The 15,473-nt window shown below is 51.6% G+C and carries 12 protein-coding genes and 2 tRNA genes; 8 read left to right on the top strand and 6 right to left on the bottom strand.

The annotated features are described in order from the left end of the window. Window positions 1-29: 29 nt before the first annotated feature. The 5 genes from tgt to uvrA all read left to right on the top strand — a co-directional run bounded on the left by tgt (window position 30) and on the right by uvrA (window position 7,427). Entirely contained in the window at window positions 30-1,160 is a 1,131-nt protein-coding gene (gene tgt, locus GOV45_RS17905; RefSeq protein WP_170480317.1) for a tRNA guanosine(34) transglycosylase Tgt, read from the top strand. Window positions 1,161-1,363: 203 nt separating this feature from the next. After that, window positions 1,364-3,772: an endopeptidase La gene (gene lon, locus GOV45_RS17910; protein ID WP_170480319.1), complete on the top strand. Its 2,409-nt coding sequence runs from the start codon at window positions 1,364-1,366 to the stop codon at window positions 3,770-3,772. Window positions 3,773-4,191: 419 nt separating this feature from the next. Continuing rightward, window positions 4,192-4,268 (top strand) — tRNA-Asp (locus GOV45_RS17915). A gap of 52 nt (window positions 4,269-4,320) precedes the next feature. Then, a tRNA-Asp gene (locus GOV45_RS17920) sits at window positions 4,321-4,397 on the top strand. A gap of 171 nt (window positions 4,398-4,568) precedes the next feature. Beyond that, window positions 4,569-7,427 (top strand): excinuclease ABC subunit UvrA, encoded by a 2,859-nt coding sequence (gene uvrA / locus GOV45_RS17925; RefSeq protein ID WP_170480321.1) that lies wholly within the window; start codon window positions 4,569-4,571, stop codon window positions 7,425-7,427. A 6-nt stretch (window positions 7,428-7,433) separates the two neighbouring features. On the opposite strand, the gene GOV45_RS17930 is transcribed toward uvrA, so the two are convergent. The 4 genes from GOV45_RS17930 to GOV45_RS17945 all read right to left on the bottom strand — a co-directional run bounded on the left by GOV45_RS17930 (window position 7,434) and on the right by GOV45_RS17945 (window position 10,986). After that, the gene (locus GOV45_RS17930) at window positions 7,434-7,820 is read right to left on the bottom strand and encodes a hypothetical protein (RefSeq protein ID WP_170480324.1); all 387 of its coding nucleotides are present in this window, start codon (window positions 7,818-7,820) and stop codon (window positions 7,434-7,436) included. A 99-nt stretch (window positions 7,821-7,919) separates the two neighbouring features. Then, on the bottom strand, window positions 7,920-8,792 hold the full coding sequence (gene mmsB / locus GOV45_RS17935) for a 3-hydroxyisobutyrate dehydrogenase (protein ID WP_170480326.1): 873 nt from the start codon (window positions 8,790-8,792) through the stop codon (window positions 7,920-7,922). A 3-nt stretch (window positions 8,793-8,795) separates the two neighbouring features. Further along, a complete protein-coding gene (locus GOV45_RS17940) occupies window positions 8,796-9,836 on the bottom strand; it encodes an enoyl-CoA hydratase/isomerase family protein (protein ID WP_170480327.1) in 1,041 nt (346 codons plus the stop codon). Window positions 9,837-9,843: 7 nt separating this feature from the next. Next, window positions 9,844-10,986 carry an acyl-CoA dehydrogenase family protein gene (locus GOV45_RS17945; RefSeq protein ID WP_170480330.1) on the bottom strand — a complete coding sequence of 381 codons (1,143 nt, stop codon included), beginning with the start codon at window positions 10,984-10,986 and terminating at the stop codon, window positions 9,844-9,846. Window positions 10,987-11,145: 159 nt separating this feature from the next. Between GOV45_RS17945 and GOV45_RS17950 the strand changes: the two genes are divergently transcribed. Next, complete coding sequence (locus GOV45_RS17950) at window positions 11,146-12,006, top strand: hypothetical protein (protein WP_170480331.1); 861 nt, start codon at window positions 11,146-11,148, stop codon at window positions 12,004-12,006. A 2-nt stretch (window positions 12,007-12,008) separates the two neighbouring features. On the opposite strand, the gene GOV45_RS17955 is transcribed toward GOV45_RS17950, so the two are convergent. Beyond that, window positions 12,009-13,124 carry a carboxylate-amine ligase gene (locus GOV45_RS17955; RefSeq protein ID WP_170480333.1) on the bottom strand — a complete coding sequence of 372 codons (1,116 nt, stop codon included), beginning with the start codon at window positions 13,122-13,124 and terminating at the stop codon, window positions 12,009-12,011. Window positions 13,125-13,263: 139 nt separating this feature from the next. On the opposite strand from GOV45_RS17955, the gene GOV45_RS17960 reads away from it, so the two are divergent. Continuing rightward, the gene (locus tag GOV45_RS17960) at window positions 13,264-14,115 is read left to right on the top strand and encodes a class I SAM-dependent methyltransferase (RefSeq protein ID WP_170480335.1); all 852 of its coding nucleotides are present in this window, start codon (window positions 13,264-13,266) and stop codon (window positions 14,113-14,115) included. Window positions 14,116-14,186: 71 nt separating this feature from the next. Continuing rightward, window positions 14,187-14,663, top strand: a complete 477-nt coding sequence (locus GOV45_RS17965; RefSeq protein ID WP_170480337.1) for a fasciclin domain-containing protein — start codon at window positions 14,187-14,189, stop codon at window positions 14,661-14,663. A 75-nt stretch (window positions 14,664-14,738) separates the two neighbouring features. Here the strand turns inward: GOV45_RS17965 and GOV45_RS17970 are convergent, their stop codons facing one another. Next, entirely contained in the window at window positions 14,739-15,338 is a 600-nt protein-coding gene (locus tag GOV45_RS17970) for a L,D-transpeptidase (protein ID WP_170480339.1), read from the bottom strand. Between the last annotated feature and the right edge of the window lie 135 nt (window positions 15,339-15,473).

A 15,473-nucleotide genomic window follows, 5' to 3' on the forward strand; every position in this document is an offset into this window, starting at 1 on the left:
CCTGCCCGTTCTGGACCCGAGGAATAACGATGACTGACCGTTTCTCATTTGATTTGAAAGCAACAGATGGAAAGGCCAGAACCGGTGTAATTCATACGCCAAGGGGTGAGGTTCGGACACCCGCTTTCATGCCTGTTGGCACTGCCGGTACTGTGAAAGCGATGATGCCAGAAAGCGTGCGCGCAACCGGGGCTGACATTCTATTGGGAAATACGTACCACCTGATGTTGCGCCCTACAGCGGAACGTATAGATCGTCTTGGCGGATTACATAAGTTCATGAATTGGGACTTACCGATCTTAACAGACTCGGGCGGATTTCAAGTAATGTCTTTGGCCGGGCTGCGCAAACTTACAGAAAAAGGTGTCACCTTCAAATCTCACATCGATGGCTCGAAACATGAGCTTACCCCGGAACGTTCGATGGAGATTCAACGTTTGTTGGGTTCTGACATCGTCATGTGTTTCGATGAATGCCCAGCGTTGCCAGCGGACCGCCATCGCATCGCGGAATCGATGCGCCTGTCTATGCGATGGGCAGAAAGGTCGCGTGACGCATTTGGAGAAAGACCAGGCCACGCTCTGTTCGGCATAATGCAGGGCGGTTTGGAACAGGATCTAAGACAGGAGAGCGCCGAAGCACTGACGTCTATCGGCTTTGAGGGTTACGCTGTAGGTGGTCTGGCGGTTGGGGAAGGGCAACAAGCCATGTTTGGCTGTCTTGATTATGCGCCCGGTTTTCTGCCTGTCGATAAACCACGTTATTTGATGGGAGTGGGGAAGCCAGACGACATCGTCGGCGCTGTTGCCCGTGGAATTGATATGATGGATTGCGTACTTCCATCTCGCTCTGGCCGTACCGGACAAGCGTTTACACGTTTTGGTGTCGTGAATATTAAAAATGCGCGTCATGCTGACGACCCGCGACCGCTGGATGAAGAATGTAGCTGCCCTGCTTGCTCAAACTATTCACGGGCGTATTTGCACCACGTGTTTCGCGCAAATGAAATGATCTCGGGAATGTTGCTGACATGGCATAATTTGCATTATTTTCAGGAGATTATGCATGGAATGAGGAATGCGATCGGAAACGGTACGTTTTTGTCTTGGCAAGAAGAATTCTATTCCAAAAGAGAACAAGGCGATATCGAGCCGTTGTGACCCATTAATCGCAGAAAATTGCCGGATATGTGCGCTTGATGCCTTGCAGTCGGTTCGACCTCGGGTCATTCTTAAGCCCAACAGGTGATGGTAAGGTTGAAATGTGGCGCGAACCGCCCCACCTTTACCGTCCAAGACAGGAGACGGCCGGGAGTTGCCTCGATGAGGGACCAGAGCCGTCTTGCCAACGATAAGGATAGAGCATGCAAGAGCCTCTGAACTCCTCATACCCAGTACTGCCACTGCGCGATATTGTTGTGTTTCCACACATGATCGTCCCACTTTTCGTGGGCCGAGACAAATCTGTCCGCGCCCTGGAAGAGGTTATGCAGGATGACAAGCAAATACTATTGTCCAGCCAAGTAGACCCGGGCGAAGACGACCCGGATACAGACGGCATTTACCGTTCAGGAGTGCTGGCCAACGTACTGCAATTACTGAAGTTACCGGATGGTACGGTCAAAGTTCTGGTCGAAGGCCAGGCTCGGGTGCAAATCACCGAATTCCTCGAAAATGAGGATTTCTTTGAGGCTCGTGCGGAATATCTGACGGAGATTCCGGGTGACGTGACCACCACGGAAGCGTTATTGCGGACCGTCGCAGATGAATTCGAGCGTTACGCCAAAGTTCGCAAGAACATTCCCGAAGAAGCGTTGACAGCAGTTGGCGAAACGACGGAGCCAGCCAAATTGGCTGACTTGGTATCAGGTCATTTGGGTATCGAGGTTGAGCAAAAGCAAGAATTGCTGGAAACGCTATCTGTAAGTGAGCGGCTCGAAAAGGTTTATGGCCTGATGCAGGGCGAAATGTCTGTTTTGCAGGTCGAGAAAAAGATCAAAACACGCGTCAAATCACAGATGGAGAAAACACAGCGCGAGTACTATCTGAATGAGCAAATGAAGGCGATTCAGAAAGAGCTTGGCGATGGCGAGGATGGAAGTAACGAAGTCGCCGAACTGGAATCTAAGATCGCAGAAACCAAGCTGTCTAAAGAAGCCCGGGAAAAGGCCGAAGGTGAGTTGAAAAAACTCCGCAATATGAGCCCGATGTCGGCCGAAGCTACTGTAGTTCGGAACTATCTAGATTGGATTCTTTCTCTGCCGTGGGGCACCAAGTCTCGCGTTAAAAAGGATTTGGGTCGTGCGCAGGATATTCTCGATGCTGATCACTATGGCCTCGAAAAGGTCAAGGAACGGATTGTCGAATATCTGGCAGTTCAACAGCGTTCGAAAAAGCTGAAGGGTCCGATCTTGTGCCTTGTGGGTCCCCCGGGTGTTGGTAAAACCTCTCTCGGTAAATCAGTTGCCAAAGCTACAGGTCGTGAGTTCATACGCATCTCGTTGGGTGGTGTGCGTGATGAATCCGAGATTCGTGGGCACCGCCGCACCTATATTGGTTCGATGCCTGGCAAGATTATCCAGGCGCTGAAAAAGGCGAAAACTACAAACCCGCTCATCTTATTGGACGAAATTGATAAGATGGGTCAGGATTTCAGAGGTGACCCAGCCTCGGCCATGTTGGAAGTTTTGGACCCGGAACAGAATAATACGTTTATGGATCACTACTTGGAGGTCGAATATGATCTTTCCAATGTAATGTTCCTGACCACTTCGAACAGTTACAACATGCCTGGGCCTTTGTTGGACAGGATGGAAATTATCCCGCTTGCTGGTTACACCGAAGAAGAAAAAAGCGAGATTGCCAAACAGCATTTGATCAGCAAGCAGATCAAAAACCACGGGCTGAAAGCAAAGGAATTTGATCTGACTGACGAGGCGCTGCAGTCGATTATCCGCACCTACACGCGGGAAGCAGGAGTGCGGAACCTTGAACGTGAGATCGCCAAAGTAGCGCGAAAATCACTGACCAAGATCATAAAGAAAGAAGCGGAAACCGTGACGGTTACACCTGACAATCTTGATGAATTCCTTGGCGTGCCCAAATATCGCTACGGCTTGGCGGAGCAAGACGATCAGGTTGGTGTGGTGACTGGCTTGGCGTGGACCTCGGTTGGAGGCGACCTGCTGCATATTGAGGCGCTTAAACTGCCCGGTAAGGGCCGGATGAAGACCACCGGTAAGCTGGGTGATGTGATGAAGGAGTCCATCGACGCGGCTTCGTCTTATGTTAGGTCCGTTGCGCCTGAAATAGGGGTGAAACCGCCGAAGTTCGACAAGATTGATATCCACGTGCACGTGCCTGACGGAGCGACCCCCAAGGACGGTCCAAGCGCAGGACTGGCTATGGTAACGTCAATTGTTTCGGTTCTGACGGGCATCCCAGTACGTAAAGACATTGCCATGACGGGCGAGGTGTCCTTGCGTGGGAACGCGATGCCGATAGGCGGATTGAAAGAAAAACTGTTGGCGGCGCTGCGCGGTGGAATAAAGACTGTGCTGATACCGGAGGAAAATGCAAAGGATCTGGCTGAAATCCCGGATAACGTTAAAGACGGGCTTGATATTATTCCGGTAAAACATGTTTCGGAAGTTCTAGAGCATTCGTTAGTCCGCAAGCCCGAACCTGTAGAATGGGACGAGGCGGCAGAAGAGGCGGCTGCGGCTGCGACCAAGTCCGCAGACACAGGTGGGCAGACGGCGACTGCTCACTAATATTCGCAACATAGTACTTTCAAAGGCGGGCTTAATGCCCGCCTTTTTTGACTGCCCAAAGGTTGCAACTCTAAACCACGGCCCCTCAGTATCTATGTATAACGCTCCGTGGTGTTTGACTGGCATGACGTTAATCCTGCCGATCATGAAGTTGATATGATATCAATGCGTTGCGGAAAAATTTTCACTCGCTCATAATTCTAGAAGAATCTTTGAGAAACCATCAAAAGTAATTTCTCGATAAAACATCCACTCGTCGCCAGACAAAAGGAATTTGCTCAAAAAGATTAATCTAATCGTTCTGAAATGTCTCGCGGTCCAGAAAACCTCGAAAACAGGAAAAAACTTTAAAACGCCGCTTGACGATACCGGGGTTGAGCCATAATACACCCCAACGTTCAGCAATGAACGGGCAGTGGGCGGTTGTAGCTCAGTTGGTTAGAGTACCGGCCTGTCACGCCGGGGGTCGCGGGTTCGAGCCCCGTCAACCGCGCCATCGCTGCCAGCCTTAGATCCAGGCAAATGGATCGGACATAGACCCAAAATGCGCGGTTGTAGCTCAGTTGGTTAGAGTACCGGCCTGTCACGCCGGGGGTCGCGGGTTCGAGCCCCGTCAACCGCGCCATCATTAATTCAAACTGAATTACAAATTGTGCGTGCCCGAAGTATGGGGCCGTGGTGGCAATGTGATTTGGTGTCGGCAATAAATCGTTAGTTCACACTTTGTTCTAACTTTTTTGTTGGAGACTCAGTGCCGCTCGCCTATTTCTAAGACACTTATGTTTTGGGGGCCGAAATGGCTGAACTAAAGAATATTGAGGTGCGTGGCGCACGCGAGCATAACCTCAAAAGCATTGATGTTGATATTCCACGTGACCAGCTTGTCGTGATTACAGGGCTTTCTGGTTCGGGTAAGTCTTCATTGGCCTTCGACACCATTTATGCTGAGGGCCAACGCCGCTATGTCGAAAGCCTTTCGGCCTATGCGCGGCAATTTTTGGATATGATGGAAAAACCAGATGTGGATCACATCAGCGGTCTTTCACCTGCTATTTCCATTGAACAGAAAACGACTTCGAAGAACCCTCGCTCGACGGTGGGCACTGTAACGGAAATTTACGATTACATGCGCCTGCTGTTTGCACGTGCCGGGACTCCCTTTAGCCCGGCAACGGGGCTGCCAATCGAAGCGCAGCAGGTGCAAGATATGGTGGATCGAATAATGACGATGGAGGAGGGGACGCGCGGCTACCTTCTTGCTCCAATCGTCCGTGATCGGAAGGGAGAGTATCGAAAAGAGTTTCTAGAGCTTAGAAAACAAGGATTCCAACGCGTTAAGGTCGACGGCGCGTTTTACGAGTTGGATGAACCACCGACGCTGGACAAGAAATTCCGCCACGATATCGACGTGGTGGTAGACAGACTTGTGGTGCGCGAGGGCATGGAAACCCGCTTGGCCGACAGTTTGCGAACCGCGCTGGACTTGGCCGATGGCATCGCGATTCTGGAAACGGCACCGCGCGAGGGCGATCCGGAACGTATCACATTCAGCGAAAATTTTGCTTGTCCGGTCAGTGGTTTTACGATCCCGGAAATCGAACCTCGGTTATTTTCTTTCAATGCGCCATTTGGGGCCTGCCCGGACTGTGATGGTTTGGGAGTCGAATTGTTTTTTGACGAACGGCTGGTGGTTCCGGATCAAACCCTAAAGCTTTTTGATGGTGCGCTGGCGCCGTGGCGAAAGGGAAAATCACCCTATTTCCTGCAGACAATCGAAGCAATAGCGCGCCATTATGAATTTGATAAGAACACACCCTGGAAGGACTTACCTGCCAAAGTTCAGCAGGTTTTCTTGCGAGGATCAGGCGAAGAAGAAATCCAGTTTCGGTACGACGAAGGCGGGAGAGTGTATCAGGTCACGCGCAGCTTTGAAGGCGTCATTCCAAATATGGAACGCCGCTATCGCGAGACAGACAGTGCCTGGATCCGCGAGGAATTCGAGCGATACCAAAACAATCGGCCCTGCGGGACCTGCAACGGATATCGGCTTCGGGCCGAGGCTCTTGCGGTCAAATTAGCGGGCCTGCATGTTGGGCAAGTGGTCGAGATGTCAATCCGCGAAGCGCTGGATTGGATAGAGGACGCTCCAAATCATCTCAGTAGCCAGAAAAACGAAATTGCTCGTGCGATCTTGAAAGAAATACGTGAAAGGCTTGGGTTTCTGAATAACGTAGGTCTGGAATACCTTACGCTTTCACGTTCAAGTGGCACATTGTCAGGTGGTGAAAGCCAGCGCATCCGTTTGGCCAGCCAGATCGGCTCGGGGCTGACTGGTGTGTTGTACGTTTTGGATGAACCTTCGATCGGGTTGCATCAACGTGATAATGACCGCCTTTTGGGGACGCTCAAGAACCTTCGAGATCAAGGTAATACGGTGATTGTTGTCGAGCATGACGAAGAAGCAATCCGTGAAGCCGACTATGTTTTTGATATCGGCCCAGGAGCTGGAGTGCATGGAGGCCAGGTCGTGAGCCATGGCACGCCTGATCGCATCGCGGGGGATACAGCTTCTATAACTGGGCAGTATTTGTCGGGAACGCGAGAGATTGCCGTGCCGGCCGAAAGACGCAACGGCAAGAAACACAAGGTTACGGTGGTTAAGGCGACCGGGAACAACCTTAAAAACGTGACTGCGGAATTTCCACTTGGCAAATTTGTGTGCGTGACGGGTGTCTCTGGTGGAGGTAAATCTACCTTAACAATCGAAACCTTGTTCAAGACGGCCTCGATGCGCCTTAATGGTGCACGTCAAACACCAGCCCCCTGCGAAACGATAAAAGGTCTTGAATATCTGGACAAGGTTATCGACATCGACCAGCGTCCCATCGGGCGGACTCCTCGTTCAAATCCAGCCACTTATACCGGGGCTTTTACCCCAATCCGCGATTGGTTCGCAGGTCTGCCCGAGGCGAAGGCGCGTGGGTACAAGCCAGGTCGGTTCAGCTTTAATGTCAAAGGTGGTAGGTGCGAGGCTTGTCAAGGTGATGGTGTAATTAAGATCGAGATGCACTTTTTGCCAGACGTGTACGTGACGTGCGAGACCTGCAAAGGAGCGCGCTACAATCGAGAGACACTGGAAATTAAGTTCAAGGGTAAATCCATCGCGGATGTGCTTGATATGACGGTGGAAGACGCTCAGGAGTTTTTCAAAGCCGTTCCGTCGATCCGAGATAAGATGGATGCTCTGGCGCGGGTTGGGCTTGGATATATCAAGGTCGGGCAACAGGCGACCACGCTTTCGGGCGGTGAAGCTCAACGAGTGAAACTTTCAAAGGAGTTGTCTAAACGTTCGACTGGCAGGACGTTGTATATCCTGGACGAACCAACAACTGGTCTGCATTTTGAAGATGTTCGCAAGCTTTTGGAAGTACTGCATGAACTGGTCGACCAAGGCAACACTGTCGTCGTAATCGAACACAATCTGGACGTGGTTAAGACTGCGGACTGGATCATCGACATCGGCCCCGAAGGCGGAGATGGGGGCGGCCAGATCGTAGCCGTGGGAACACCCGAAGATGTGGCTAATTGCGAACGCAGCCACACGGGTCGATATCTTAAACCAATGCTGGAAGGTCGTGCAGTTGCGGCAGAATAATTCGGATTAGTACAAGATATCCGCGACAGCGCCGATCAAGTTAAGCACCTTTTGTGTGTCGGGATCGACACGATAAACATAATTGCCTGCGCGCACGTAATTTCCACGACGGTCCAGACCGTAGCGGAAAGGATCCTCAATCCAAGTGTAGTCGCTACCTATCTGGTCTCCGACACGATACCGGTTCTTGACTTGACCAGGTGGAACACACGGTACGGCCTTTTTGGCAAGGCCGGGCGGACAATGCTTCGACTTTGCCACAATAACACCATCTTGCGGTACCGCTCGGTGGACTTCAAAACCCTTGCTCTTACTCTTTCCATTTCCAGCTAACCCAATGGTTGGGCTAATGGTCATCAGCGCGATCAATACTAAAAAGGCGTTAGGTTTCATTTACGCGGTCTCCAACAAGGAATTGTGGATCATATAGCCACTAAAGTTGCTGGATTCCCGCGAATTCTACGCCTTGAGCGGGTTTTCGCCTTGATGCGTTCAACTGCGATTGCGTTTTTCAAAACGTGGAAGCATCGCACTGAAGTCCATACCCATACCATTCTCATTTTCTACGAACTGCTCATATAAATTTGTTGCGATGTATCCCATTGGGGTGTCTGCATCCACGCTTTCTGCTGCCTGCTGACTAAGGCGCAAGTCCTTGAGCATGAGTTCGGCGGCGAACCCGGGTTTATAGGCATTGTCGGAGGGGCTTTGAGGGCCGACACCCGGAGCGGGGCAATAGGCGTTCATGGTCCAGCTATAACCAGATGAAGTGCTGACGACATCGAACATTTTTTGCCGGTCCAGTCCTAGCTTGTCTGCCAAGGCAAAAGCTTCGCACGTAGCGATCATTGTCACGCCCAAGATCATGTTATTGCAAATCTTTGCTGCTTGCCCTGCGCCGGATTCCCCGCAGTGAACGGCCTTTTGTCCCATAATATCGAATAACGGGGCAGCTTGGGCAAACGCCGCTACACTGCCGCCAGCCATAAACGTCAGAGTTCCAGCCGCTGCTCCGCCAATTCCACCCGAAACCGGAGCATCGACAGGAAGAAGCCCAACAGTCTGAGCCTGATTTGCGACAGCACGCGCACTTTCCACGTCAACTGTCGAACAATCCACGAACCCAGCACCCGCTTGCATCACTGGTATGATGTCGTCAGCAACTGCGCGCAAGATTTCGCCATTTGGCAACATAGTGATTACCACGTCCGCGTCCGATGCAGCCTCTGCGCTCGATCCGGCCATCACTACGCCCTCGACGCTCACGCTTGCCATGTCAAACCCTACGACTAAGTGCCCCGCCTTTGCCAAATTGGCGGCCATCGGTGCGCCCATATTTCCAAGCCCAATAAACCCAATTTTCATTGCCTACTCCTCCGGAAAACTTAATGCATCCGATCCAAGCGGCTGCAGCATTTTTGAAACCGCTACCGCCGGGACGTTCATGTCGGCAAATTGCCATTGCGGATTGCGGTCTTTGTCGATGATTTGGGCGCGAATTCCCTCTAGGATGTCTCCGTGTTCCATAGCTCTGAAGGTGAACCGGTACTCCAATTCCAGCGCCTTTCGTATGGTCAAACTCGTTCCTCGCAGCCGGTGAAGCATCTCTATCGTGCAGGCAACTGAAAGAGGCGAATTGCGTCGAAGGGCGGTCATCGCCTTGTTCGAAAACTCGGATTCAATGTTGCGTAAATTGTTCAAAATGTCTGACAGGGTCTCTCCATCAAAACACTGATCGATTTCTGCCTGTAGATAGTTAAGAGTCCCAATGGGTGGCGTATACGCGTGATCGTCTATTATTTCGGCGCGTCCTGAAGCCTCAAGCAACTCGATCAGGTCGGGCCAGTTTATTTGCGGGATAAAGTAGTCCGCGAAACCAACAAGCATCGCGTCTGCCGGACCCATGCGATACCCGGTAGTGCCCAGGTATTCTCCTAGTCTTCCTGGCGCAAGTGCAAGCATGAGCGATCCGCCAACGTCGGGCACCAAACCAATCGAGCATTCGGGCATCGCAATCTGAGAACTTTCTCCTACCACTCTGTGGCTTCCGTGGCATCCGATCCCAACGCCACCGCCCATGGTAAAGCCCTGCAAAAAACTGATTACGGGCTTGGGGTACTCAAATATCAGCGCATTCAATCGATACTCATCGCGCCAAAAAGTCTGACCAAAAGTAAAATCTTCTTTAGTGCCAGTTTCGTAAAGTTCCGCGATATCACCACCGGCGCAAAAGGCCTTTTCCCCTTCTGCATCCAGAATAACGAGATCCACATCGTCGTCCTCGCGCCAGTTGCGCAGGGCGCTATCGATAGCCATACACATGTCATAGCTGAGGGCATTCAGCGCCTTAGGACGGGTCAAAGTAATACGCCCGGCGCGTCCTGTCGTTCGAATATCGATGTCCGGCATTGAGTCCTCAGCGATTTTTCAACATCTGCCGCGCGACGATGACGCGCATTATTTCATTGGTGCCTTCCAAAATCTGATGCACGCGCAAGTCACGTACAAGTTTTTCGATCCCGTAGTCGGCAAGGTAACCATACCCGCCGTGAAGTTGCAGACACTGATCAACAATTTTCGAGCCCGTCTCGGTAACGAACTTTTTGGCCATGGCGCAGAACTTGGTGGCGTCCGGCGCACCCTGATCCAGCTTCCATGCTGCCTGACGCAGAAACGTGCGGGCTGCTTGCAAATCGATTTCCATATCTGCAAGGCGGAATTGCAAGGCCTGAAACTGATCAATTGATTGACCGAATGCCTTTCGTTCCGACATGTACTGAAGCGTCATGTCCAAACCGTTTTGCGCCGCCCCCAGGGAACAGGATGCGATATTCAACCGGCCGCCATCCAGCCCCATCATCGCGTATTTAAATCCATCGCCCTCAGATCCAATAAGATTTCCCGAGGGAATTTTGCAATCGTCGAACTGAACTTGAGCCGTCGGCTGGCTCTTCCAACCCATCTTTTGTTCAAGGGCTCCAAAGCTTAGGCCGGGTGTTCCATCTTCCACGTAAAGAGAAGATATCCCCTTGGGCCCGTTCTCACCGGTACGAACCATGCAAACATATGCGTCAGAGTAGCCACCCCCTGAAATGAAGGCTTTGGTACCATTCAATGTATAGCCTTCGTTTGTTCGTTCTGCGCGCGTTTTCAAAGCAGCTGCGTCGGACCCTGAACCGGGTTCCGTCAAGCAATAGCTGAGAACGGTGTTGAGACTAAGAACATCCGGCATTATCCGCGACTTCAACTCATCATTGGCGAAGCTGTCTAGCATTTTGGCGCACATGTTGTGGATCGACAGAAACGCCGCCACGGAAGGGCACGCCATGGAAAGGGCTTCGAAAACAAGCGTCGCATCTAGTCGCGTTAACCCAGAACCCCCGGCTTGTTCCGAGACATAGAGTCCGCCGAAACCGAGTTCACCAATCTGTGGCCAAAGCTCTTTAGGGATCGTGCCGTCGGCTTCCCACCGTCGAGCAAATGGCGCGATGTGCTCTCGCCCAAATGCGTGTGCCATGTCGAATATGGCTGTCTGTTCCTCGGTCAGCGCGAAATCCATGGCGGAAAATCCCTGTTACTGGTGGAATTGAACAAGTGTTTTATTATTCAATCCTTACAGAACTTTTGCAATGACAGCAAACCATCCAGTCAAGTTTCGGGAACTCCCATGATGCGCTATAATGCAGGCATTGTTGCAAACAAATTTACGGAGGCATTGATGTCCAATTTCAAAATGGCAGTAGTCGCCATTCACGGCATGGGAAGCCAGCATAATCCGCAGAACCAACCTCCGTCGTCCACGCCCACATTTTCAAAGGATCTACGGAAGAAAGTTGCTAGAGAAGTTGGCTCGGACATGGACAAAGTAAACTGGCAAGAAGTTGTTTGGGCTCAGATTTTGCAGGGACGACAAAAGGGATACCTACGTAAGATCAATCGAAGCCTGGGCTATGACAAGTTGCGCGAATTTGTTGTCTGCAACTTGTCGGATGCGGCGTCTTATCGTCCTACTCCTGATGGAGGTGACAAGATTTACGCCGCAATTCACGAAAAAATAGAGCTCGTGATGCGGGTCATCCGGCATCAGATCGGGGACCACGCCCCGATTTTAATCGTAGCCCACTCACTGGGCGGTCACATAATGTCGAATTATATTTATGACAAACAACGACACTTGAGGCACGGTGGACCGCCAACAGAACCCACGCCAGTTGAAAACATGCAAACAGTGGCCGGCATCGTGACATTTGGCTGCAACATCCCAATTTTCCTGTTTGCCTATCCCGAAAACGAAATTTATCCGATCATGGCACCAAACCGGGATCTGCCGCCTGCGCTGCGGTTTCGGACCTGGTGGTACAACTACTATGATCGTCACGATGTTTTGGGCTTTCCATTAGGCAAAAGTGCTCCGAGTTACGAACAATTGGCCAGAGACAGGGCGCTGAGAGATAAGCCAATAAATGCTGGTAAGGTTTTCACATCTTGGAACCCATTTTCGCACAACGGATACTGGAAAGATCGGGATTTGTACGAGCCGGTGGCGGACCGCATCAAAGACATTCTTGCGCGGGTCTGACTTTAGAGGTCAGCGTGGAATTCCTGGATCAAGTGCTCGACTACCGCTTTGCCCGGATCGGCGCCGCTGGCGGCAGCCTCGGCATGTACGCGGCGTTGACGGGTTGCCGAGGTTCCGTTTTCCGCAATTTGACGCAATCGGGCAAGTTCAGACATGGTGCCCAAAGCCTCGGCATCTTCTGCCAGCATGCCCATCAATTCACCCATAAGCTCGGCCATTGGTTTAATCGAACGGTCCCCAAAATCAATCAAACCTTCGCCAACGCCGTAACGCTGGGCGCGCCACCGATTTTCTCCAATTAAGAAACGGTCATACTGCCGCCACCTAAGGTTTCGTGCCTTCAGGCGGCATAGCATTCGGGTAAGAGCCTGATTGAGTGCGGCCAATGACAAGGTATGTTCCAGTCTGGGTTGAACATCCATGATACGAGTTTCAAGGGTTGGAAACCGATGTGAGGGTCGCAAATCCCACCAAATTTTGGTGGTATCTTCGATCACTCCCAGTTCGACAAGTGCACCGGTGGTCCGTTCATATTCAGCCCAACTTCCAAAGATAGGCGGCAGACCCGTACGCGGTAGATTGTCAAATACGGTTAATCGGTAAGAAGACAAACCAGTATCTTCGCCGCTCCAGTAGGGAGAGGAGGTGGATAGCGCCAACAAATGAGGCAGGAAATATGAAAGCTGAGGCATTAGATCAGCCCGCAGGGCCGGGTCCTCGATGCCGACATGCACATGCATCCCGCAAATCAGCATACGGCGCGCGACGCCGCCCAAAGCATGTTGCAACGCGTCATATCGTTCCTTGCGGGTGTGGTGCTGGTCCTTCCAATTGGCAAATGGGTGACAGGAAACAGCAATAGGTGCCAGGTTATATTCCGCAGCCCGTTTGGAGACACAAGAGCGCAGGCGCTTTAAGTCTTCTCGCGCACTCTTAATCGTTACATGAGGTCGCGTCCCAACTTCGATTTGGCACTGCAGAAATTCAGGGCTTACTTGACCTTCAAAATCAGCCTGACATGCGTCCATCAACGCTTCTGGGGCTTCAGCAAGTTGCAAGCTGTCGCGGTCGACCAGCAGGTATTCTTCTTCAATACCAAGAGTAAATTCTTGCTGCATCGCGCTCCCCCGTCGTTCAGGTTAAACCAGTGAATACGGAATTAACCGGTTTGCCAAGGGATTGACGCAGTGCGGCTTGCGAACACCCGGCTCCCACGGGTAAGGAGCATCAGTCAGATCATTGCTTGGAGTCACCTGCGTGAAACCCAGAAAATTTCCCCGAATAAATTCTGTCCTTGATCGGTTTGGCGTAAAGCTTATCGACAAAGTGACCGAGCGGGAGGAACAAGCGCGTTTGGAGACTTTTGAGCGCGCTGGCGGGTTGGCCAAACCTGCATATGCCCTGTCTCCGGGAATGGAGGGGTTTGATGTAACGCAGCTTCTCGAAGAGTTTTCGACCCATTCACAAGCGCTGGAAGCTTTGAAAGACCCCGCTAAAAATCAAACCGGCTATCGTTCCGGAAATGGCTACTATGACAGTCCGGACGCCGATGCGCTTTATCTGATGATCCGGCGTTTTCGACCAAAGAATGTTGTTGAGGTGGGTTGCGGGAACTCAACCCGGGTGACAAGGCAGGCGATCATTGATGGCGGACTGGAGACGAAAATCACTGCAATAGATCCCTTTCCAAGGGCCGACATAGCGCACGTGGTAGATTCATTTGAACAAAAACGGTTGGAGGAAGTCGATCCTGCGCTTTTCGAAAGACTGGAAGCAGGCGATGTCTTGTTTATAGATTCTAGCCATGTCGTGAGAGTCAGTAACGACGTCGCGCATCTGTTTTGCAGGATCATCCCATCCCTGAAACCAGGTGTTGTTGTTCACGTGCACGATGTTTTTTTACCTTTCGAATACCCCAAGCGCTTTTTCTACGATTGCCCCGGCTGGGGGGAGCAGTACATGCTGCACGCAATTCTTCAATCTGGTTCATTTTCAATGCTTTGGCCGGGTTACTTTCTACAGAAGATGCGGCCAGATGTGGTTGAGGCACTACCTTTCTTAAAGGACGGTCGAGCGCAAAGTATCTGGGTTCAAATTAAAGAAAATTGAAACCAAAGTGATCCGCTAGCGTAAACCTGCCGTATCCCTCCCCATAACAAGCTGGAGAGGAGAAGACAGCCATGTTCCGCCGTACATTTATGGGCGCAGCCGCCGCACTAGCCTTTGCTATGCCTTTAAAAGCCGAAGCAGCAGACATCGTTGATACCGCTGTATCAGCAGGTTCGTTCAACACCTTGGTCGCTGCCGTCCAAGCTGCTGGTTTAGTAGATACGTTGAAAGGCGATGGTCCATTTACAGTGTTTGCTCCGACGGACGAAGCGTTCGCGGCACTACCAGAAGGTACAGTCGAGTCTTTGTTGTTGCCCGAAAATAAGGATCAGCTCGTCTCGATCCTGACCTACCACGTGGTACCAGCGAAAGTGATGTCAGGCGACATAGCAGGAAAGCGTGCGAAGGTACTTACAGTGCAGGGTGATCGGCTCAGCGTAAACGCGAAAAACGGTGTCAAAGTCAACGATGCTAAAGTCGTACAGGCTGACATTGAAGCCAGCAATGGTGTCATACACGTTGTAGACGCGGTAATTCTGCCAGAATAATTACTGGTATCCTCCAAAAGTTAAGCCCCGGTCCAGAACGGCCGGGGCTTTCCATTTTGAAAATCCAGCCTGCAGTTAGACCAGTCGTACCTTTGTGCCAACCTTAACCAGCGGATACAGTTCTTCAACGTGCTGGTTGTAGAGGCCAATACACCCAGACGAGCTTTGACGCCCGATCTTGCGAGTATCATGCGTGCCGTGAACCAAGTAAGCCGGCCAAGACAGGTACATTGCGCGGGTTCCTAGCGGATTACCAGGGGCGCCCCCTTCGATACTCACGGGCAGGGATGGATCCCTTTCACGCATGGACGCGGTCGGCGTCCAGCTTGGATTTTCTCGCTTTCTTACTACTTCAGTGTAACCGCGCTTAGTAAGTTCCTCGCTCATTGGAACAGAACTTGGATACAGTTTATAAGTGCCGTCCGGCCCCCAATAATGGACTGCGCGACTGGTGATATCGGCCAACAAACATCCAACTCCGATCTGATCAAAATGATCTTGCCAGCTCTGTTGCGAAAACGACGAAGTGTTGCGACGCACAGGTAATTGCGTGCTGATCGCTTCCTCGTCCTGCGGAAACGCGTCCAGGCTTTGAGCGCGTAAAAGGGTGGGGGTCGCCAAAAGGGACGACACGCCCAGCAAAGCGGAACGACGGGTAATACGGGATTGGGACAATGCTGCCTCCGAGGATAAAATCTGCACAATCGTCAACTTGGCGGCAAACTATTCGCACAAACACTAATTTTCCAGAGTTGTGGTTCTGAATTTCTCGTGATTGCGGCACTTGGGCATTATGCTATCAGTATTTTG

The organism is Ruegeria arenilitoris, assembly GCF_013035425.1.
GTDB classification, from domain to species: Bacteria; Pseudomonadota; Alphaproteobacteria; order Rhodobacterales; family Rhodobacteraceae; genus Ruegeria; species Ruegeria arenilitoris_A.

Coding starts and splice junctions, on each gene's coding strand:
- tgt (WP_170480317.1), top strand. CDS start 30: ATGACTGACCGTTTCTCATTTGATTTGAAAGCAACAGATGGAAAGGCC.
- lon (WP_170480319.1), top strand. CDS start 1,364: ATGCAAGAGCCTCTGAACTCCTCATACCCAGTACTGCCACTGCGCGAT.
- uvrA (WP_170480321.1), top strand. CDS start 4,569: ATGGCTGAACTAAAGAATATTGAGGTGCGTGGCGCACGCGAGCATAAC.
- GOV45_RS17930 (WP_170480324.1), bottom strand. CDS start 7,820: ATGAAACCTAACGCCTTTTTAGTATTGATCGCGCTGATGACCATTAGC.
- mmsB (WP_170480326.1), bottom strand. CDS start 8,792: ATGAAAATTGGGTTTATTGGGCTTGGAAATATGGGCGCACCGATGGCC.
- GOV45_RS17940 (WP_170480327.1), bottom strand. CDS start 9,836: ATGCCGGACATCGATATTCGAACGACAGGACGCGCCGGGCGTATTACT.
- GOV45_RS17945 (WP_170480330.1), bottom strand. CDS start 10,986: ATGGATTTCGCGCTGACCGAGGAACAGACAGCCATATTCGACATGGCA.
- GOV45_RS17950 (WP_170480331.1), top strand. CDS start 11,146: ATGTCCAATTTCAAAATGGCAGTAGTCGCCATTCACGGCATGGGAAGC.
- GOV45_RS17955 (WP_170480333.1), bottom strand. CDS start 13,124: ATGCAGCAAGAATTTACTCTTGGTATTGAAGAAGAATACCTGCTGGTC.
- GOV45_RS17965 (WP_170480337.1), top strand. CDS start 14,187: ATGTTCCGCCGTACATTTATGGGCGCAGCCGCCGCACTAGCCTTTGCT.